The sequence below is a fragment of the Streptomyces sp. NPDC093591 genome, assembly GCF_044764885.1.
Classification (GTDB): Bacteria; Actinomycetota; Actinomycetes; order Streptomycetales; family Streptomycetaceae; genus Streptomyces.
Map to the genome: position 1 here is coordinate 313,709 of NZ_JBIWIY010000004.1, position 19,934 is coordinate 333,642.

General features: G+C 69.0%; 13 protein-coding genes and 1 pseudogene. 6 read left to right on the top strand and 8 right to left on the bottom strand.

What is annotated here, in order from left to right; translation table 11 throughout:
• Nucleotides 1-597: 597 nt before the first annotated feature.
• The 3 genes from ACIREI_RS10905 to ACIREI_RS10915 all read left to right on the top strand — a co-directional run bounded on the left by ACIREI_RS10905 (nucleotide 598) and on the right by ACIREI_RS10915 (nucleotide 6,099).
• Complete coding sequence (locus ACIREI_RS10905) at nucleotides 598-2,967, top strand: xyloglucanase (RefSeq protein WP_403330215.1); 2,370 nt, start codon at nucleotides 598-600, stop codon at nucleotides 2,965-2,967.
• 136 nt (nucleotides 2,968-3,103) lie between these two features.
• Entirely contained in the window at nucleotides 3,104-3,820 is a 717-nt protein-coding gene (locus tag ACIREI_RS10910; RefSeq protein ID WP_403330218.1) for a cellulase B precursor, read from the top strand.
• Between the two features lie 143 nt (nucleotides 3,821-3,963).
• Complete coding sequence (locus tag ACIREI_RS10915; RefSeq protein WP_403330221.1) at nucleotides 3,964-6,099, top strand: alpha-galactosidase; 2,136 nt, start codon at nucleotides 3,964-3,966, stop codon at nucleotides 6,097-6,099.
• A gap of 418 nt (nucleotides 6,100-6,517) precedes the next feature.
• On the opposite strand, the gene ACIREI_RS10920 is transcribed toward ACIREI_RS10915, so the two are convergent.
• Entirely contained in the window at nucleotides 6,518-6,793 is a 276-nt protein-coding gene (locus ACIREI_RS10920; protein ID WP_403330224.1) for a hypothetical protein, read from the bottom strand.
• 392 nt (nucleotides 6,794-7,185) lie between these two features.
• Here ACIREI_RS10920 and ACIREI_RS10925 point away from each other — a divergent pair, with 392 nt between their 5' ends.
• Nucleotides 7,186-8,532 (top strand): PHB depolymerase family esterase, encoded by a 1,347-nt coding sequence (locus ACIREI_RS10925; protein ID WP_403330227.1) that lies wholly within the window; start codon nucleotides 7,186-7,188, stop codon nucleotides 8,530-8,532.
• A 236-nt stretch (nucleotides 8,533-8,768) separates the two neighbouring features.
• On the opposite strand, the pseudogene ACIREI_RS10930 reads toward ACIREI_RS10925, so the two are convergent.
• Nucleotides 8,769-9,055, bottom strand: a pseudogene (locus ACIREI_RS10930) (hypothetical protein); the annotation flags it as partial.
• A 153-nt stretch (nucleotides 9,056-9,208) separates the two neighbouring features.
• On the opposite strand from ACIREI_RS10930, the gene ACIREI_RS10935 reads away from it, so the two are divergent.
• Together ACIREI_RS10935 and ACIREI_RS10940 are read left to right on the top strand one after the other, a co-directional pair.
• On the top strand, nucleotides 9,209-12,037 hold the full coding sequence (locus ACIREI_RS10935) for a glycoside hydrolase family 2 TIM barrel-domain containing protein (protein ID WP_403330230.1): 2,829 nt from the start codon (nucleotides 9,209-9,211) through the stop codon (nucleotides 12,035-12,037).
• A gap of 121 nt (nucleotides 12,038-12,158) precedes the next feature.
• On the top strand, nucleotides 12,159-12,320 hold the full coding sequence (locus tag ACIREI_RS10940; protein ID WP_403330232.1) for a hypothetical protein: 162 nt from the start codon (nucleotides 12,159-12,161) through the stop codon (nucleotides 12,318-12,320).
• A gap of 94 nt (nucleotides 12,321-12,414) precedes the next feature.
• Here ACIREI_RS10940 and ACIREI_RS10945 read toward each other — a convergent pair whose 3' ends face one another.
• The 6 genes from ACIREI_RS10945 to ACIREI_RS10970 all read right to left on the bottom strand — a co-directional run bounded on the left by ACIREI_RS10945 (nucleotide 12,415) and on the right by ACIREI_RS10970 (nucleotide 19,780).
• Nucleotides 12,415-13,521 (bottom strand): ricin-type beta-trefoil lectin domain protein, encoded by a 1,107-nt coding sequence (locus ACIREI_RS10945; protein ID WP_403330235.1) that lies wholly within the window; start codon nucleotides 13,519-13,521, stop codon nucleotides 12,415-12,417.
• Nucleotides 13,522-13,650: 129 nt separating this feature from the next.
• Nucleotides 13,651-13,749 carry a Beta-galactosidase C-terminal domain gene (locus tag ACIREI_RS10950; protein ID WP_403330237.1) on the bottom strand — a complete coding sequence of 33 codons (99 nt, stop codon included), beginning with the start codon at nucleotides 13,747-13,749 and terminating at the stop codon, nucleotides 13,651-13,653.
• Nucleotides 13,749-15,962: a 1,4-beta-glucanase gene (locus tag ACIREI_RS10955; RefSeq protein ID WP_403330240.1), complete on the bottom strand. Its 2,214-nt coding sequence runs from the start codon at nucleotides 15,960-15,962 to the stop codon at nucleotides 13,749-13,751. Before ACIREI_RS10955 ends, ACIREI_RS10950 begins: the two co-directional genes overlap by 1 nt.
• 157 nt (nucleotides 15,963-16,119) lie before the next feature.
• Nucleotides 16,120-17,046, bottom strand: coding sequence for a carbohydrate ABC transporter permease (locus tag ACIREI_RS10960; protein WP_403330243.1), 927 nt, complete (start codon nucleotides 17,044-17,046; stop codon nucleotides 16,120-16,122).
• Nucleotides 17,043-18,104 (bottom strand): ABC transporter permease, encoded by a 1,062-nt coding sequence (locus ACIREI_RS10965; protein WP_403330246.1) that lies wholly within the window; start codon nucleotides 18,102-18,104, stop codon nucleotides 17,043-17,045. The genes ACIREI_RS10960 and ACIREI_RS10965 overlap by 4 nt, the downstream gene beginning before the upstream one ends.
• Nucleotides 18,104-19,780 (bottom strand): extracellular solute-binding protein, encoded by a 1,677-nt coding sequence (locus ACIREI_RS10970; protein ID WP_403330249.1) that lies wholly within the window; start codon nucleotides 19,778-19,780, stop codon nucleotides 18,104-18,106. Before ACIREI_RS10970 ends, ACIREI_RS10965 begins: the two co-directional genes overlap by 1 nt.
• Nucleotides 19,781-19,934: the final 154 nt, after the last annotated feature.

The following is a 19,934-nucleotide window of genomic DNA, read 5'->3' on the forward strand; positions in this document are numbered from 1 at the left end:
GGCGTACGGCTTTCCTCGATCACACTGTCATGCAGTCGAAGCGCTTCGACGTTGACATGACGCTGAGTCGTGTGTCAATCACAGGTAACTCAGCCGTCGCAAGGCGTCTTTCCAGCGTTGGCGTACCTCTCTGAGAGGTCGCCCAGAAGGCCAGCTCACCTGGGTCAGAGCCGCATGGAGGGCGGGGGCATTGTCGCCCTCGATCGTGTCTGTTACCGGAAAGTGACCTGTACGGCCCGTTGTCGTGGCCGGAAACACAGTCTTAGTGTCGCCGAAACGTCGAAGCGCATCGATTCGGATCGATTCGGATTCCTTCCGCCCTCAGTCCTTCGGGCGACTCCGCGTCGGCCCGCCCGCCGGTCGGCTCCACGAAAACGAAGGGCCGCAACGACATGAGCACGGAGACGAACCGCCGAGCCGTCCTGCGAACAGGCTCCGGCGCACCAGCAGCAAGAAGGACTTGGCCGCCGCGCTGCCCGCCCATCTGACCAGCACGGTCGGCCGGCCGGACATCGCGTCCGTCGGACTCCCCAACGGAGCGGTCACGGAGCCGGGTTACCTCACTTTTCCCGCGCACCAGAAAGGTAAGGACGCGTCATGACCCATGTCCCGCACTTCTCCCGCCGAGGACTGCTGGCCGCCGGCGCGGCCGCGGCCGCACTCCCTGTGCTCGCACCGTCCGCTGCCTCCGCCGCATCCGCTGCCTCCGCCGCGTCCGCCGGCGCGACCGGCAAGGTCCGACGCACGCCCTACACCTTCCGTAACGCCGAGATAGTCGGCGGCGGCTTTGTCACCGGCATCGTCTTCAACCAGAGCGAACCCGGACTGGTGTACGCCCGTACCGACATCGGCGGCGCCTATCGCCTCGACACGGCGTCCCGGCGGTGGATACCCCTCACCGACTGGATCGGCTGGGACGAGTACGGACACACCGGCATCATCAGCATCGCCAGCGACGAGGTCGACCCCGACCGCGTCTACCTGGCGGCGGGCACGTACACCCTCCCCGACTGGGACCCGAGCATGGCGGCGATCCTGCGGTCGACCGACCGCGGCCGCACCTGGAAGACCACCCCTCTGCCGTTCCGGCTGGGCGGCAACATGCCCGGCCGGGGCATCGGCGAGCGGCTGGTGATCGACCCCAACCGCAGCAGGATCCTCTACCTGGGAGTGCGCGGGGGCCACGGACTGTGGCGCAGCACCGACCACGGCAAGACCTTCGCGAAGGTGGCCAACTTCCCCAACGTCGGCAACTTCGTCATCGACCCCACCGACCCCGACGGCTACAACGGCGACAACCTGGGCGTGCTGCAAGTCGTCTTCGACAAGCGCACCGGCAGAGCGGGCAGGGCCACCCGGACCCTCTATGTCACTGTCGCCGACAAGGACAACATCCTGTACCGGTCCACCGACGCGGGAGCGACCTGGGAACGCGTACCCGGGCAGCCCACCGGCTACATCCCGCACCACGCGGTCTTCGACCACGTCGGCGGCTACCTGTACCTGGCGACCAGCAACACCGCCGGCCCATACGACGGCTCCAAGGGCGACGTGTGGAAGCTGGACACCGCCACCGACACCTGGACCCGCATCAGCCCGGTCCCGTCCACCAGCGACGACAACAGGTACGGATACAGCGGCCTGACCATCGACGGCCAGAACCCGGACACCCTGATGGTGTCCACCCAGGTCAACTGGTACCCCGACTGCATCCTCTTCCGCTCCACCGACGGCGGCGCGAACTGGACCCGCGCGTGGGACCTGGGCCCGAACTCCGAGCGCACCCTGCGCTACGACATCGACATCTCCGCCGCCCCCTGGCTGACCTGGAACGCCTCGCCGTCGCTGCCCGAGATCGCGCCGAAGCTGGGCTGGATGATGGAGTCCGTCCAGATCGACCCCTTCGACTCCGACCACTTCATGTACGGAACCGGGGCGACGATCTACGGCGCGGACAACCTGACCGACTGGGACAGCGGCGGCACGGTGCACCTGTCCGTGCGGGCCCAGGGGCTCGAGGAAACCGCTGTCATGAGTGTGATCAGCCCGCCCGCCGGCGCGGCGCACCTCTTCTCCGGCGTGGGCGATGTCGGCGGCTTCCGGCACACGGATTTCCGCAAGGCGCCGAAGATGTACGACAGTCCGACCTTCGGCGGCACCCCGGCCCTGGACTACGCGGAGCTGGCGCCCCACACCATCGTGCGGGTCGGCCATCCCACCAGCGGCTGGACCCAGCACTTTGCCATCTCCACCGACAGCGGCGACACCTGGAAGCCGTCGCGCAGTGAGCCGGCCGGCGTCACCGGGCCCGGCGTCGAGGACCAGGCCGTCGCCATCAGCGCAGACGGCAGGCGGATCGTCTGGTCACCGGCCGGTGCGCCGGTCAGCTGGTCCGACGACCACGGCGCGACCTGGACGGCGTCGAAGGGGCTGCCGGCCGGGGCCCCCGTACGCTCCGACCGGGTGAACCCGGCGACGTTCTACGCCTACGACGCCGGCGTCTTCTACCTCAGCGCGGACGGCGGCAAGAGCTTCGAGGCCACGGCGGCGACCGGTCTGCCCACCGCGGGGAACGTCCGGTTCAAGCCGGTACCGGGCCACGAGGGCGACATCTGGCTGGCCGGCGGCACTACCAAGCCCACCACCCCCACACCGTACGGGCTGTGGCGGTCGACCGACTCCGGAACGTCCTTCACCAGGTTCGAAGCGGTGGACCAGGGCGACGTCGTCGGATTCGGCAAGGCCGCGCCCGGCGCCAAGTACCCCGCCGTCTACACCAGCTCCAAGATCCACGGCGTGCGCGGCATCTTCCGTTCCGACGACGCGGGCCGGACCTGGATCCGCATCAACGACGACCGTCACCAGTACGCCTGGACCGGCAACACCATGACCGGAGACCCTCGGGTCCACGGTCGCGTCTACTTCGGGACCAACGGACGCGGAGTCATCTACGGCGACCCGAAGTGAGGTCCGGCTCCCGGTCACCGCGATCCGCACCCGCCGTCCCGAAGGGGAGACCGACGTAGCCCTGCCGCCAGGGCAGGACGACCGACTTCTCCTCTCCTGTGTGATCCCCCCACTCAGCACACATTCCGGAGGGCTGATGAAATTCCGTATCGGCTGGGCCGCGCTGCTCGCGGCTCTGGCTCTCGTCTTCACCCTGCCGAACTCGGCAGTGGCAGCGTCACAGACGTACTGGTTCAAGCACTACTCGACCGGCGGCAACGCCTCGACGTGGTACGCCAACGACAACTCCTGGGGCGTGAACGCCTCGACCGGCACCGGCTTCGTCGCCATGGTCAACGGCAAGGACTGGGGCTGGTCGTCCCCGGTGACCACACTCCCCAAGAAGATCGGAGCCGTAAACCCCAACAACAACTCGTGGTTCAGCCAGTCGGCGTGGCCGAAGTCCGGCTCGCGCTACAACGCCACGTACGACATCTTCATCGACCCCTACCCCGAGCCGAACAACCGCAACTCCAAGACCGAGCTGATGATCTGGCTCAACTGGTCCAACACCCAGCCGCTGGCCGACCGCTACGACGGGAACGGCAACGCGATCCCGACCGTGACCAATGTCAGCCTGGGCGGCCGCAGCTGGGACATCTACGACTACAACTGGCCGAACGGCGACCACACCCTCAGCTTTCTGGACAGGAGCAGGTCCGGCTGGTGGTCCGGCAGCCTCACCCCGTTCTTCAACTACGGCCTGAACAAGGGCCTCTACACCAACGACCACTACCTCAACAGCGTCATGGCCGGCTGGGAATTCGGGCCGGGCGACTACACGGCTCACTCCTGGGGCGCCGTGGGCTTCTGACGCACACCACCGTCCTCGCCGTCGCAGCCGACGGCGAGGACGGCCTGTATCCCCCTCGCGACGTACCCACCGGCCCCACGGCCCACGAACTGCCGCCCGGCGGCTGCGCGGTCCCGCGCGGCCACTGACCTGGAAAGGACACCATGGAGAACGAACAGCGGAGCTTCCGCTGGGGTCACGACGCCCTGCATCTCGAGTTCGTCCTCGGCGACGACGGCAGCACCCGCCTGACGCATCTCGGACTGCCCGGCGAAGGGGGCAGCGACCCCGGTGCGTCCCTGCCGCTGGTGGAGGTGACGGCCGCGGGTCACGGCCGTGACTGGTCGGGCAGCCGTCTGATCGGGACCGCTCTCGGCGGGCGGCTGCGCCACCGGGCCCACCACGCGGCCCGCGACGGCGACTGGCACACGCTGACCGTGCATCTCCACGACCCGGAAACCGGGCTGGCCGCGGAGGTGACCTACCGGTCGCCGGACGGCATCCCCGTGCTCCGCAGCGAAGTGACCCTGCGCAACGAAGGGCGGACCACACTGCACCTGGAGTCGGTCAGCTCGCTCGCGGTGGGCTGCCTCACCCCGCGGGACCCGGCGGCCGTCGACGCCGCCGACCTGCTGTGGGCGGACAACGACTGGCTCGCCGAGTGCCGCTGGCAGCGACAGCCGATGCGCCGGACCACACCCGGCGTCAGCGGACGCGTGAAGTACGGGCACGGCAAGGCCGGCTTCGCCCTGAACGGCCAGGGCACCTGGTCCAGTTGCGGACATCTGCCCATGGGCGGACTGACGGACCGGCGTACCGGCCGCACCTGGGTGTGGCAGATCGAGCACAACGGAGGGGGCTGGCGCTGGGAGTGCCAAGAGCACGACCGGGCCGCCTACGTGGCACTGTTCGGGCCCACCGACGCCCACCACGGCTGGCGCCACCCCCTGGAACCCGGCGCCGCCTTCCGCACCGTACCCGCCGCCCTGTCCTTCAGCGCCGACGGCGGCCCCGACGCCGCGTTCGCCGCGCTGACCCGCTACCGCCGCGCCCACCGCCGCCCGCACGCCGACCACCGGCGCCTGCCCGTCATCTTCAACGACTACATGAACTGCCTGATGGGCGACCCCACCACCGACAAACTGCTGCCGCTGATCGACGCGGCGGCCGAGGCCGGCGCCGAGTACTTCGTCATCGACGCGGGCTGGTACGACGGCGACAACGGCGGCTGGTGGACCACCGTCGGCGCCTGGGAACCGGCCGCCTCCCGCTTCCCCGGCGAGAAGGGGATCCACGAGGTGCTGGACCGCATCCGGGAGCGCGGCATGGTCCCCGGCCTGTGGCTGGAGCCGGAAGTCATCGGCGTCGACAGCCCCATGGCCAAGTCCCTGCCCGACGAGGCGTTCTTCCGCCGCGACGGCGTCCGCCTCACGGAGACCGGCCGGCACCACCTGGACCTGCGCCACCCGGCCGCCCGCGCCCACCTGGACCAGGTCGTGGACCGCCTGGTCGGCGAATGGGGCGTCGGCTATCTCAAGCTCGACCACAACATCGACCCCGGCTCCGGTACCAGCGCCCACCCCGGCGAGACCCCGGGCGCCGGTCTGCTCGGCCACAACCGGGCGCACCTCGACTGGCTCGACGGCATCCTGGACCGCCATCCGCACCTGGTGGTGGAGAACTGCGCCTCGGGCGGCATGCGCTGGGACCACGCCCTGCTGTCGCGGCTGCAACTGCAGTCCACCAGCGACCAGCAGAACCTGGAACGCTACGCGCCCATCGCGGCCGCAGCGCCCACCGCCGTCACGCCCGAGCAGGGCGCCGTGTGGGCCTATCCGCAGCCGGAGGACTCCCTCGACGAGGTCGCCTTCACCATGGTGAGCGGCCTCCTCGGCCGCATCCATCTCTCCGGCCACCTGCCGGAACTGGGGCCCGAGGCCCGCGCCCTGGTCCACGAGGCGGTCGCCGTGTACAAGGCAGTCCGCGCCGACCTGCCGGGGGCCGTGCCGTCCTGGCCGCTCGGCCTTCCCGCCTGGGACGACCCCTGGATCGCCCTGGCCCTGCACACCCCCGCCACCACCTACCTCACCGTCTGGCGCCGCCCGGGCGGCGAGGCCACCACCACCCTCCGGCTGCCCGAACAGGCGGGCGGCGCGCCCCGTGCCGAGGTGCTGTACCCCGCCGCGGGTCAGGCCGTTGCCGTCTGGAACCGGGACACCGCCGACCTCACCGTGACCCTACCCACCGCGCCCTCCGCGGCGCTGCTGCGCATCACCCGCACGGAGCCGGACGCTCGCTGAGCGCCGTCCCTGCTGTCCACCCGACGAAAGGACGACGAGGCTGACGGCTGCGGGCGGCCGGTTTGCTCAGTACGGCACCACGGGGCGCGGAAGCCGCCGCCCGAGTCCACGAACCGAAACCGCTGGTTGGCCACATACGACGCGTTCGTATCCACGGTGGCCGCCTGCGCCGTACCCGCGGCGCCCAACCCGGTCACAGGCGCCACCAGCAGGGCGATCACCGTAGTGAGCAGCGCCGTACAACTCCCGTATCTCCGCTACGCAACCCCGAATGTCATATACACGCCCTTCATTCGTTGCACCATTTTGTCGAAGCGCTTCGAAGATAACCGGGCCGCAGCAATCTCTTTCTCGAGACGGTCAACACGAGGGTGAGGCAGATAAACGCAGGGAGTTCTGTCGAGGCGTTTGGACTGCGTCAAAGGCGAAGGCCGTCCTCCACCTTCTCGAAGAAGAACTCGTGCTTCAGGAAGGAGACGTCGTACTCGTGACCGGGCTGCGGGGGCAGCAATTGGGAGGCCTGGAACAGGCGCCACCCGTCGTGCAGCGCGGCAAGCCCGGTGGGATAGGGCGGCTCGTCGCTGTCACCGGTCGTCGGACGGGTCCGGCCGGTCCCGTCGTAGCGCGACCAGCCGACGACGTCGGAGTCCAGCACCGACGTCGCGAGATAGAGGACCAGGACCTGCTGTCTCATGCGCGACTCCTCAAGGTCTGGCCTGCACGGCCGCCCAGGTCATGAGCCAGGAACCCTGCGCAAGCGCCAAGCGCGTGTTCTGGATCGTCGGCAACGGCTCCTGGAGTCGCGGTCAGACGGCGGCGGGTCGGCTCACCGCAGCGTTCCCGAGCACGGTCTGGTCCACACCTGAAAAAGCGATCAAGGCCGGCCGGTAGCCCTCAGCGAGCGTCGAAGCGCGCCACTTAATGACTCGAGTTAATGAGAATTCCATGCTGAAACAGAGGAATGGAGGCGATGCAACCTTGCTTCCCGCCAGGCATTGACACCACGCCCAGAACAATGGAAGCGTCGAAGCGCTTCACCACCCGGTCATTCCCCCGGCCGCGCCGGATTCCAGAAAGGACACCGTCATGTCCCGGAAGTCCAAAAAGAGAAGCGTCAGAGATGTACTGGTAGCCCTGCTGATGGCGATCTCGCCGCTGATCGCGGCACTCGGACTGACCGGCGCCTCGGCCACCACCGCGTCGGCCGCGTCACTGACCGAGGTGACCAACTTCGGCAGCAACCCCGGAAACCTGCGGATGTACGTCTACAGGCCCGACAACGCTCCGGCTCGCCCGGCGGTGGTGGTGGCAGTGCACTACTGCACCGGCACGGGGCCCACCTTCTACGCCAACACGGAGTTCGCCCGCCTGGCCGACCAGCACGGGTTCATCGTCGTCTACCCGGACGCGAACGTCAGCGGGCAGTGCTTCGACGTCTCCTCGCCCCAGGCGCTCAAGCATGACGGGGGCAGTGACCCCACGAGCATCGCCTCGATGGTCCGATACACCCTGCAGAACATGAACGCCGACCCCGGCCGGGTCTACGTCACCGGCGCCTCGTCCGGCGCGATGACGACCAATGTCCTGCTCGGCGACTACCCCGACCTGTTCAAGGCCGGTGCGGCGTTCATGGGCGTGCCGTTCGGCTGCTTCGCCACCACCGACGGCTCCGGCTGGAACAGCGACTGCTCCACCGGCAAGATCACCAAGACCCCACAGGAGTGGGGCGGCCTCGTCCGGGGCGCCTACCCGGGGTACACCGGCCCCCGGCCACGGATGCAGCTGTGGCACGGCACCGAGGACGAGGCGCTGAACTACGTGAACTTTGGTGAAGAGATCAAGCAGTGGACCAATGTGCTCGGAGTGAGCCAGACTCCGGTCTTCACTGACTCCCCGCAGTCCGGCTGGACCCGCACCCGCTACGGCTCCGCCGGCGCGCAGGCCCCGGTCGAGGCGAACAGCTTCCAGGGTGTCGGGCACTCCCTGCCCGCCAGTGGCATGGCGGCCCGGGCCATCGCCTTCTTCGGACTCGACGGCTCCGGCGGGACCACCACAGGTCCGATCCGCGCCACCGGTTCAGGCAAGTGCCTGGACGTGCCCGGCTCTTCGCAGACCAACGGCACCCAGACGCACATCTGGGACTGCAACGGCGGCACGAACCAGACCTGGACCGGCACGTCGACCAAGCAGCTCCCCGTCTACGGCGGTGCGAAGTGCCTCGACGCGACCGGCACCACAGCCGGCGCCAAAGTCGCGATATGGGACTGCAACGGCGGCACCAACCAGCAATGGAACCGCAACTCCAACGGCACCATCACCAGCGTCCGGTCAGGCCTGTGCCTGGACGTGACCGGCGCCTCCACCGACAGCGGCGCACTGGTCCAACTGTGGGACTGCAACGGCGGCAGCAACCAGCAGTGGCGCCTCGGCTGACACCACCGCCCAGGGCTGAGAGAGCTTCTCGAAACCACCCTCGGTTTCGAGAAGCCCTCCAAGCTCACACCCCGATACTGCCCTCCTCCCCCGCCCGCGCACCGCGGGCAGACGAGCGACCCGTACCAGACCGTGATGGCCCGCCCCAGCACACCATCGGCCCCTGCGCCACTTCGCGAACCGAATCCGCCCCTCGGCCGGCCGTCACCACCTCCCGCAAACCCCCGGACGGGACGCCCGTGATGCGTCCGGTCACCACGCAGCGCGATCAGATGCGCGTAACCGTGCGCCAAGGCCGAAGCAACGGCCGTGACCAGGAGCCACTGGGCGCTGCTGAAGCGCGGTCGGCGGGCGCCGTCTCGCCCTGCTCCGTCAGGGCGGCCACCATGGAACTGGCCAGTACCGGCCCGTACACGCCCCTGAACAGCACATGGGGCCGCGCCGCACAGCGGCGCGGAGCGCGGGCAGGCTGAATGCGATTCCGAGGCACCTGACGGCTGCTGCCACCTTGTGTTCGATTCATTCGGTTCCTAATGTCGTCATCGCCCCTGCGGATGTGCTCTGATCTGCGGGATTGCCGACGCAAGCGCTTCGACGACCGTGTGCCGACCGGGCCCGTCGACTACGCGCACGTCCCACCGTTCCCTCCCGATGGTTTCTGAAGGCTGGAGATGTCATGCAATTGTCACGCCGTGGCGTTCTGATCCTGGGCGCAGCCAGCGCGGCCCTCGCCGGAGGCCTTCCCACGGGCTCGGCCCGGGCCGCCGAGGCCGAGACGGCCGACGGAACGGACGCTTCCACGCGCACCGAGCGCCTGTATCTGTCCGGCGAGGACGCCGACAACCCGGTCGACTGGGACTTCCTGTGCACCAGCGGGCGGCGCAGCGGCAGTTGGGGCAGCATCCCGGTTCCGTCCAACTGGGAGTTCCACGGATACGGCACGTACAACTACGGGTGGAATCTGCGCCCGGAGGAGAAAGGCCGCTACCGGCACACCTTCACGCCGCCCGCCCACTGGCGTGACAGACGCGTCTTCCTCATCTTCGAGGGGTCGATGACCGAGACCGAGGCGTGGATCAACGGCGAGTCGGCCGGGCCCGTCCACCGCGGCGGCTTCTACCGGTTCCGGCACGAGGTGACCGAGAAGCTGCGTCCGGGCCAGGACAACCTCCTGGAGGTGACGGTCAGCAAGGAGTCCACCGACGACTCCGTCAACCGGGCCGAACGCCTGGGCGACTACTGGAACTTCGGCGGCATCTACCGCCCCGTCCATCTCGAGGCGTTCCCGCTCCAGCACATCGAACGCATCGCCGTCGACGCCCGCGCCGACGGCACGCTGCGGATCGACGCCCATCTGTCGGGTACCGGTGCCGCCGACCGTCTCGTCGCCCGGGTCACCGACCTCTCCGGGCGCCCGGTCGGCGCCCCGTTCACCGCGGCCGTCGCTCCCGGCGACACGACGGTGACCCTCAGGACCGCTGTCGACTCCCCCCGCCAGTGGACGGCGGAGACCCCGCACCTCTACCGCGTCGAGGTCGCGCTCCGCGCCGGCGACCACCGCACCGTCCACCGCGTCGACGAGAGATTCGGCTTCCGCACCGTCGAGGTCCGCCCCGGCGACGGCGTGTACGTCAACGGCGTCAAGGTCCTCCTCAAAGGAGCCAACCGGCACACCATCTGGCCCACGTCCGGCCGGGCGACCAGCGCGCGCATCAGCCGCAAGGACATCCTCCTGATGCAGGAGATGAACATGAACGCGGTCCGGATGTCCCACTACCCGCCGGACACGCACTTCCTCGACCTCGCCGACGAACTCGGGCTGTACGTGCTCGACGAACTGGCCGGCTGGCAGAAGTCCTACGACGAAGCGGCAGGCAGACCCCTCGTCACCTCGATGGTCACCCGCGATGTCAACCACCCGTCGATCCTGTTCTGGTGCAACGGCAACGAAGGCGGCTGGAACACCGCCCTCGACGCCGACTACGCCCGCCACGACCCCCAGCAGCGCACCGTCCTGCACCCCTGGGCGAACTTCGGCGGCATCAACACCGACCACTACGAGACGTACGACAGCACGCGCCGCATCCTCCAGGAACAGGGCGACGTCTTCATGCCCACCGAGTTCCTCCACGGCCTCTACGACGGCGGCGCCGGCGCGGGGCTCGACGACTACTGGAAGCTGATGGGCCGTGAACGGCTCTCCGCCGGAGGCTTCCTGTGGTCACTGATCGACGAGGGCATCGTGCGGGACGACCTCGGCGGCGCCATCGATGTGGCGGGCAACGCCGCACCCGACGGCATCCTCGGCCCCTTCCGCGAGAAGGAGGCCAGCTTCTACACGATCAAGGACATCTGGTCTCCCGTACAACTCGCCGAGCCGGAGCGGTTCACCTCCGGCCTGCCGGACGACTTCGACGGACGGATCCACCTCACCAACCACTACGCCTTCACCAACACCCGGACCTGCCGCTTCACTTGGCGGCTCCTGAACTTCCGCACCCCCTCGCAGCGGCGGGACGGCCACACCGTGCGCGCCCAAGGCACCGCCTCCGCTCCGGACATCGACCCCGGCGCACAAGGAGTGCTGCGCCTGCCCCTGCCGTCCGGCTGGCGACGCGCCGACGCCCTGGCACTCACCGTCACCGACGCCGACGGCCGCGGGATCCGCCGCTGGACATGGACCATCGCGTCCGCCGCCGAACAGGCCCGACGGCTGGTACGGACGGGCCCGGGACCAGCCGTACGCGGCCGGCTCGCCGACGACAGGCTCACCCTCGCGTCCCGCCACACCACGGTCACGCTCGACGCCACGACGGGCATGCTGGCCGGCGTCACCCACCGAGGGACGGACTTCGCGCTGTCCCGCGGCCCGCTGCCCACCACCGGAACGGCCGACCTCACCCGCCTGACGCACGGGTCCGACGGCAACGGCTACACGGTGGAGGCCGAGTACTCCGGCGTGCTGCGGCATGTCCGGTGGCGTCTGCACCCCAGCGGCTGGCTGCAGTTGGACTACCGCTACCACCTCACCGGCGAGCACGACCTCTTCGGCATCGGCTTCGACCATCCCGAATCGCAGGTGACCGGCGTGACATGGCTCGGCCACGGACCGCACAGGGTGTGGAAGAACCGGCTGCGCGGCGTCGCGACGGACGTCTGGACGAAGCAGTACAACGACACCGCGACCGGTGCCGACGGCTGGGTGTACCCGGAGTTCAAGGGCTACCACGCGGACGTCCGCTGGGCGTCCCTGCACACCACCGCCGGACGCATCACCATGGTCTCCGAGGACGAGAACCTCTACCTTCGCCTCTTCACCCCCCGGTTCGGCCCCGACCCCCGCCACACCGCGCCGACCTTCCCGAAGGGAGACCTGTCGTTCCTCGACGCCATCCCGGCCATCGGCACCAAGTTCGACGCACCGTCCGCGCTCGGCCCCAGCGGCGGCCCCACCACGGCGACGGGCGACTACGGTCGGACCCTGTACTTCTCGTTCTCCCAGTAGCACCTCCACTCCCTCGCCGACGCGCACTCCGACACCCACAGGCCGCAAGCAGCGGCCTCATGGCCCGTTGTGGTGCGCGCCCTCCGCCCCCGGGTCTGGACAATAGACAACCCCCGGGTCCATGACCTGGGGGTTCGTGTGGGAGCGGGTGACGAGAATCGAGATGCCGTCGTTCGCGACGGACGCGGCGACCCAGGACGAACGCCAGAGGTCGCCCTGGGCCGCGAGGACGGTGGGCCTGAACACCACCTTGACCGTCGAGGTCCCCGGGCCGACTGTATGAGCCGACCGCAGCCGGTGCCGTCCCCAGCGGGACCCGGCACCGGTGTCCTCCCGGGATCTGAGCCCGGAAAGGGCTCAGATCCCGGGCGCGGGGTTCATCCGGTGGTCAGAGTGGTCCACTTCTGGTTGGAGCCGCCGTTGCAGTCCCACAGCACGAGCTGCGTGCCGTCGGCCGTGGAGGAGCCCGGAACGTCGAGGCAGCGGCCGGAGGCGGGGTTGCGGTAGCCGCCGTTGTAGGGCTGCCAGACCTGGTTGGCGCCGCCGTGGCAGGACCAGATCTGCACCTTGGTGCCGTTGGCGGTGGCCCCGCCGGCGGCGTCGAGGCACTTGCCCAGGGAGCGCAGGGTGCCGTCGGTGTAGGCGGACCAGTACTGGTTGGCGCTATCGCCGCAGCTCCACGTCTGGACGGCGGTCCCGTTGGCGCTGTTCGCACCGTTGACGTCCATGCACTTGCCGGCCACGCCGGACTGCACGCGAGCGGGCGCGGGGGCGGGGTTCTTCAGCCACCCGGCGCTGTCCGCGGACCGGACACCACGGTGGAAGGCGTCGGCCATCTTCTGATAGCCCGAGTCGTTGGGATGCAGGGGGTCGGCCAGGTCGGCCGTGGTCAGGCTGCTCATGTCGACGAACGCGACGCGTTTGCCTGCGGCCTGCGCGTCGCTGACGATTTGCCGGGTGGCCTGGTTGTACGTGCCCCGGAACCGCTCCTCCGAGCTGCTGGTGGACACGACCAGGGAGGCGACGAGGACGGTGGCGTCGGGGACGTCGGCGGTGATCTGGTTGACCAGCGACCTCAGCCGGGCGATGGCGCTGTCGACCTCGGAGGCCCCCTGGAGGTCGTTGGTACCGATGTGCAGCGTCACCACGTTGGGCCGGTAGCGGGTCAGCGAGGCGTCGGCGAGCGCGGCGATCTGGTCGGTGCGGTACCCGGAGTGGCCTTCGTTGTCCGGATCGGACATCGAACCGTTCCGCACCGTGCCCACGAAGTCCAGCGGATGGCCGTCCGCCGCGAGCCTGTTCCACAACGGCCCCCGGTAGCCGTTGCCCGTACTGCTTCCCACACCCCACGTTATCGAGTCGCCCAACGGCATCACCCGCAAAGGCGTGTCGGAGGCGGCGGAGGCAGGGGCCACACCTGTCGCTGTCACCCCGAGCGCGGCGGCGACAAGCGTGATCAGGGGGAGAATCCAAGACTTTCTCATGGAGTTTCCTTCTCTGTTGCGAGTGATTGCTGAATCAGCGGGGCTGATCGCCGCCCGGCCGTACCAGGGTGTGACCGCCCCCCTCGGCTTCCGGCTCTCCGAAGGCGAGGGCGCCGTGGGGGCTCGTGGTCATGGCCGGAGCACCGCCACGCCGTAGCGGCCGAGGGGCACCCCGTCGGTGACGGTCTCCGCTGTCAGCAGGTCGTGGTGGGTGCCCAGGTCGGGCATCAGGCGGGCTCCCCGTACTGCACGCCGCGGCCGTTGGTGGAGAGGTAGACCCGGCCGTACACGCGCGGGTCACCGGTGATGGCGGCTCCGGTCCAGCCCCACTGGTGCTGGTCGTCGTTGATCCGCACCCAGGTCTTCGCCTCGTCGTCGGAGCGGTAGACGGCGTTGAAGCTCTCGATGGCGCCGACCATGTAGATCGCCGGGTAGGAAGCGCCCTCGGCGGCCTTGCCGAAGCCCACGGTGTGTGAGGCATGGCAGCTGCTGACCTTGGTGAAGGTCGCACCTCCGTCGGTGGAGCGGTACAGCCCGTTTCCCTTGAGGCTGAGCCACAGGTCGCCGGTGCGGCCCGGAGCAGCCGTCAGCTGGAACTCGCTGTCGCCCGTGCTCAGGCCGGTGGCACGCGCGGTGAACGTCAGGCCGCTGTCGGTGCTGGCGAACAGCGTGCCGGTCGTGGTGTCGAAGGCGTAGAAGCGGGTCGGGTCGACGGGGTCCGCGATCGGGGCGGCGCCCTTCGGGAAGGAGGCGACCTCGGACCAGGTGGCGCCGTTGTCGGCCGAGCGGTATCCGGGGTTCGCCGTGCCGAAGGACCACAGCAGCACGCTGCCGTCGGCGCTGGTGGCGATCGGCCCCGGCGCGTCCTTGGCGACGGCGGGCTGCGCCTCGAAGGGTGCCCAGGCCTTGCCGCCGTCGTTCGAGTAGGCGCCGTTGCCGTGGTTGCCCCAGCCCGCCCGGACCACGTACGACGGCTTGGCCGCGGCCAGCGACAGACCGGTGGAGGTGCCGAACACCGGGTTCGACGCCATGCCGCGCGACGGCGACGCCGTGAGCCGCTCGTGGTACATCACACCGATGTCCCCGGACCCGCTGAGCAGGTGCGCCTCACCGGTCGGAGGCGAGACCAGCTGGCGGATGGCCGCCTCCTCCAGGCCGCGGATCTGCGGGGCCCAGTGCTTGAGGTCGCGGGTGCCGTAGATGGTCGCGCCGGTGCCGTAGACGATGTGCCGGGAGTCGTACGGGTCGAGGGCGAGGGCCTGGATCCACCAGCCGAACTTGGGCTTGTCCCCGCCCCACTTGAGGTACGGGGTCTCGGAGACGTCGAGGACGGCCGTGTCCTTCAGGGAGGTCCAGGTGCGGCCGCCGTTCGTGGAGCGGAAGACGGTGTCGATCTCGGCCCACCGGTTGTTCGTGGAGACGACGAGCGTGCCGGGGCGGCGGGCGTCGACGGCGACACCGCCGTAGCCGAAGGTGTCGGCAGACCCGTCCGTCGCGGTTCCGCCCGGCTTCACGGGCGTGACCTCGGTCCACTTCCCATTGGTGGTGCGCAGCTTGTGCACACTGCCGTCGGACTGGCCGTTGGGCCCTGGGGCGTTCGCGTACGTCACGTACAGCTCGCGCGTGTGGCGGTCGTACGCGGCGCGGATCGGCACCCTGGCGGCGGTGCCGGTGGGCCGGCCGGGGACGGGCTCCCAGGTCTTGCCGTCAACGGTGCGGTACAGGTTCGGCTTGCCGGCCGTGCCGTCGGAGTCGCCCCAGCCGGCGTAGACCGTACGGCCCACGGCGACGAGGAGGGTGACGCCCTGACCGGTGGCGCTCGGGGCGGCCGGGAAGTCCGCGGGCTGCCAAGTGGCGCCACGATCGGTGGACTTGAGCAGCCCGTCGTGCCGGGTGCCGAGCCACAGGGTGTCGCTGTCGCGCGGGTCGACGAGCAGCCGCTCGCCACATCCCCGCCCGTCCTCGTTGCCGCCCAGCTTCACGGTGAGGTCGGTGCGCTTCCAGGTGGCCCCGCGGTCCTCGGACCGCAGCACAGCCCCGTTGCCGGCCCAGGACTGCGTGTACGCGCCGAGGGTCAGGTACACCCGGTTCGGGTGGGCCGGATCGACGGCCATGGCCTCGACGCCGAGCAGGTTCCAGTCGTCCCACCCGAGGTGGTCGGTCAGCGGGATCCAGCGGTCGGTCCGGTCGTCCCAGCGGTAGGCGCCGCCGATGTCGGTGCGGGCGTAGGCGAGGCCGCGGCAGGAAGGGTGGAAGAGGAGGCCGGTGACGAATCCGGTGCCGCCCTGGACGGCGTTGCGCCAGCGGTAGGCGGGGGCGGCGGTCTCGGTGCCATTGTCGGCGGCCTGCGCACGTCCCTGGAGCACCGGCAGGGTGGCGGCCGCGGCCGTGGCAGCGGTTCCGGCAAGCACACCTCTTCTGCTGAGATGGAGCGTGCGCATGACATACCTCTTTCTTGTGCAAGGGAAAGGGAGAAAGTGACGCCCTCAGAGGCGCGGGGCGTTATCGCTGTGCGGCTCCCCCGCGTGGGCACGACCGGCCACAACGAAGTTGCGGACCTGGGACCGACGGTTCCACGGCGCGGGGCGGGTCGAGGGCTCAGCCCTTGATCGCGCCGGTGAGCATGCCCTTCTTGAAGTGCCGCTGGACGAACGGGGAGGCGACCGCGACGGGGATAAGGGCGAGGACCATGACGGCCATCTGCAGCCCCAGTGCGGAGAGTTGTCCGGTGTGGACCGCCTGCTGGAGGCCGGTCGGGGCCTCGGTGTTCTTCTGGACCAGTTGGATGAGCACGTTCTGCAGGGGCATCATCCGCTGATCGGTGAGGTAGATGGAGGCGTTGAACCAGGCACTCCAGTAGCCGACCGCGTAGAACAGGGAGATGACGGCCAGCACGGCACGCGACAGCGGCAGGATGATGGTCAGCAGGATGCGCAGGTCACTGGCCCCGTCGATCCGTGCGGACTCGGTGAGTTCTGGGGAGATCCCCATGAAGAAGGCCCGCAGGACGAGGATGTTGAAGACACTGACCGCGCTCGGCAGGATCAGCGACAGATAGGTGTCAGTGAGCCCCAGCGTCTGTACCAGAAGGTAGGTCGGGATGAGGCCGGCGCCGAAGAACATGGTCGCCATCATGGTCATCAGGAAGAACCGGTGGCCCAGACTTCCCGGCCTGGACAGGCCGTAGGCCGCGAGTATCGACACCGTCATCGAGAACAGCGTGCCGAAGAGCGTGACGCCGACCGAGATCATGATCGCGCGGCTGACCTGGCCGCCGCTGAGGAGTTCGGTGTAGTTGACGAAGGTGATGCCCTGGGGGATCACGACGAGGCCGCCGACCCGGTCGATCACAGGTTTGGGAGAAAGGCTGGTGACGATCACGATCCACAACGGACCGAGCACCCCCAGGCAGCACAGCACCAGGAAGGCGCTCTTGGCGGTGAGTCCTGCCTTGCTCGGCGGCTCCTCCCACACGGGGCGGGCGGGCGCCTTCAGGCTGCGGATGAGCTGCGTGTTGAGGCTCATTTCTTGTACACCCCCTGCTCGCCGAGCAGGTGCGCGAACTTGTTCGCGCCCAGGACGAGACAGACTCCGATGACTCCCTTGACAAGGCCGACCGCGGCCGCGTAGCTGAAGTCGCCGTTCTGGATACCCATGTTCCACACGTACGTGTCGAGGACCTCGCTGGCCCCCACACCGACCGCGTACCGCTGGAGCAGGAACTGCTCGAATCCGACGCTCAGCGCGTCGCCCACCCGCAGGACCAGCAGCAGGGCGATCACCGGGCGCAGTGCGGGCAGTGTGACGTGCCACATGCGCCGCCAGCGTCCCGCGCCGTCCATGGCGGCGGCCTCGTACAGATCGGTGCTGACGGCGGACAGGGCGGCGAGGAAGACGATGATCCCCCAGCCTGCGTCCTTCCACACGGCCTGCGCGGTGACCAGATACTTGAAGAGGTCGGCGTCGGTCATCAGGTCGAAGCCGCTCCACCCCTGCTTCTCCAGGGTCTGCGCGATGATGCCCGCGCCGCCGAGGATCTGCTGGAAGACGGTGACCACGAGGACCCAGGAGAAGAAGTGCGGCAGATACATGATCGCCTGCGCCACGGCCCGCACCCGGGGCCGGATCACGCTGTTGATGACCAGCGCGAGTGCGATGGGGACCGGGAAGAACAGCACCAGCTGGAGCAGGAACAGGACGATGGTGTTCTTCGCGGCGTCCCAGAAGAGCGGGTCGTCGATCATCCGCGAGAACTGCTCCACGCCCACCCAGGGGCTGTGGAAGATCGCCGTGATGCCGTTGCTGGAGACGTACGGGTCGTACTCCTGGAAGGCGACGACGTTACCGAGCAAGGGGACGTAGTTGAAGATCAGGAGCAACACGATCACGGGCAGCGTCATCAGGATGAGCGCGCGGTCGCGGCGCAGCCGGATCCGCCAGGGGACCTTGCCCGTCTTGCCGGCCTTGCTCGTCCTGCGTGGGATCCGGTCGTTCACTGCTGCCGCGGCGACCGCTGCCGTCGGCTCCTCGACGGCAGCGGGGGGACGACTCCCGTCGGGCCTGCTCCCCGCCGTGAGCGACATCAGTTGCCACTGCCGTTCTTGTCGAGGAGCTTCTTGTACCAGTCGCGCAGCTTGTCGCCGCCGGAGGACTTCCAGGTGGAGATGGCCGCCTGCACGTCGGACATCTTCTTGTGGCCCCGCACGTAGTCGAGTTCCAGCTGCTCGAACTGGCTCCGGAGATTGGCGTAGCGGCTGGGCTCGACGATGTTCATGCCGTACGTGGACGTCTTCTTCATGAAGGCACCCATCCGCTGCTGCCACTCGACCTGCTTGCGGGCCACGTCCGGGAGGTCCGGGTGGGCGAAGTAGGGAGCCGGCGCCGCCAGCGACGTCCAGGCGTTGATCACCTCGGAGTTGCCCCGCTCGTTCTTGACCGGGACGCCGTCCTTGACCGTGTAGTGGGTGCCCTCGACGCCGTAGTCGACGAGCATCCGCTCCTTGGTGCCGTAGGGCGCGGCCGCGAAGTTGGCGGCGGCCAGCGCGTTCTCGATCGTCTCCTTCGAGGCGCCCTTGCGGATCAGCGACCAGAGGCTGGCGGGCTGGGACGCGTACAGCGTCGGGTTGCCGCCGTCGGCGCCGAAGTAGTCCATCGCGTCGATCTGGAACTCCGGGTTGGCCTGGGCCTGTTCGGCGGTCTTGGTGTACCAGGCGGACATGTCGCTGTTGAAGACCAGGATCTGTCCGGCGGTGAACCGCTGGCTCGGGTCGCCGGAGCGCGCCCTGTCGTCGGGGTGGACCACGCCGGCGGCGAACAGCTTGCGGACCCACTCCAGGAATTCGAGGAATTCGGGATGCTCGATGCGGTAGGTCACCTTGCCGTCGTCCTCGATGTTCCAGCCGAGCGTCCCGGCGGGGCGGACGCCGAAGATGACCTGTGCACTCCAGCTCATGTCACCGCAGGCGTACACCTTGGCCTTGGCGCTGGTGACATCCTTGGCCCAACTGAGGAACTCATCGGGCGACTTGGGAACGGACCAGCCCTTCTCGTCGAAGATGTCCTTGCGGTAGTAGGGCACGATGAAGCTCGCGGGGGCCGCGGAAATCGGTATGCCGCGCAGGGCGCCGCCGAAGATGGACATGCGCCAGGCGTCGGAGGGAATCGCGGCCAGGTTCGGGTACTTCTTGACCTTGTCGCCCGCCAGATAGAGGCCGAGGTCCATGAACTTCGCGGTGACCGCGTTCGGGATCTTGCCACCCAGCTCCCAGCTCGGAACGACCACCATGTCGGGTATGGAGCTGGAGGCGAGGACGGCGCCGAGCTTCTCGCCGTAGGTGTTGCCGTCCTGGTTCTGCCAGGTGACCTTGGTGCCCGCCGCGGCGTCCAGCGCCGTGTAGTAGGCGTTTCCGGGCTTCGGCGGGGCACCCCAGAACGGGGACATGATCTTGAAGGGGGCGCCGGTGCCGAGCTTGTCCGGGACCGAGGTGGCGAGGGCCGCGAGATCGACCTTGCCGGTGTAGCCGGCCGCCGAACCGTTCTTCGACGGCAGGTCCGGCTGGGCGGCCGTGCTGGCGACGTACGTCGGGAGCAGCTTGTCCGCGGCCTTGCCCGACGTGGACCCCTCACGTGAGCCGGTTTCCGAACCGCCGCAGGCGGCAAGCAGCGGCATCCCACCGGCCACCGCCGCTGTTGCGACCGCCGTGGACGCGAGGAAACTTCTCCGACTGGGTTCTGAGGAGGTGGAGGCGTTCGGCGTCATTGCGTCAACCCTTCATGGCGCACCTGGACACCCGGCGGTGGGCCGTCGGCTGCGGTGTCGTGACTGAAACTGGCTGAGCTGGAAGAGGACATCCCATCACTGTGACGTGATGCGCAGTCGAAGCGCTTCGATGCTGCGAGGTTAAATGAACGCC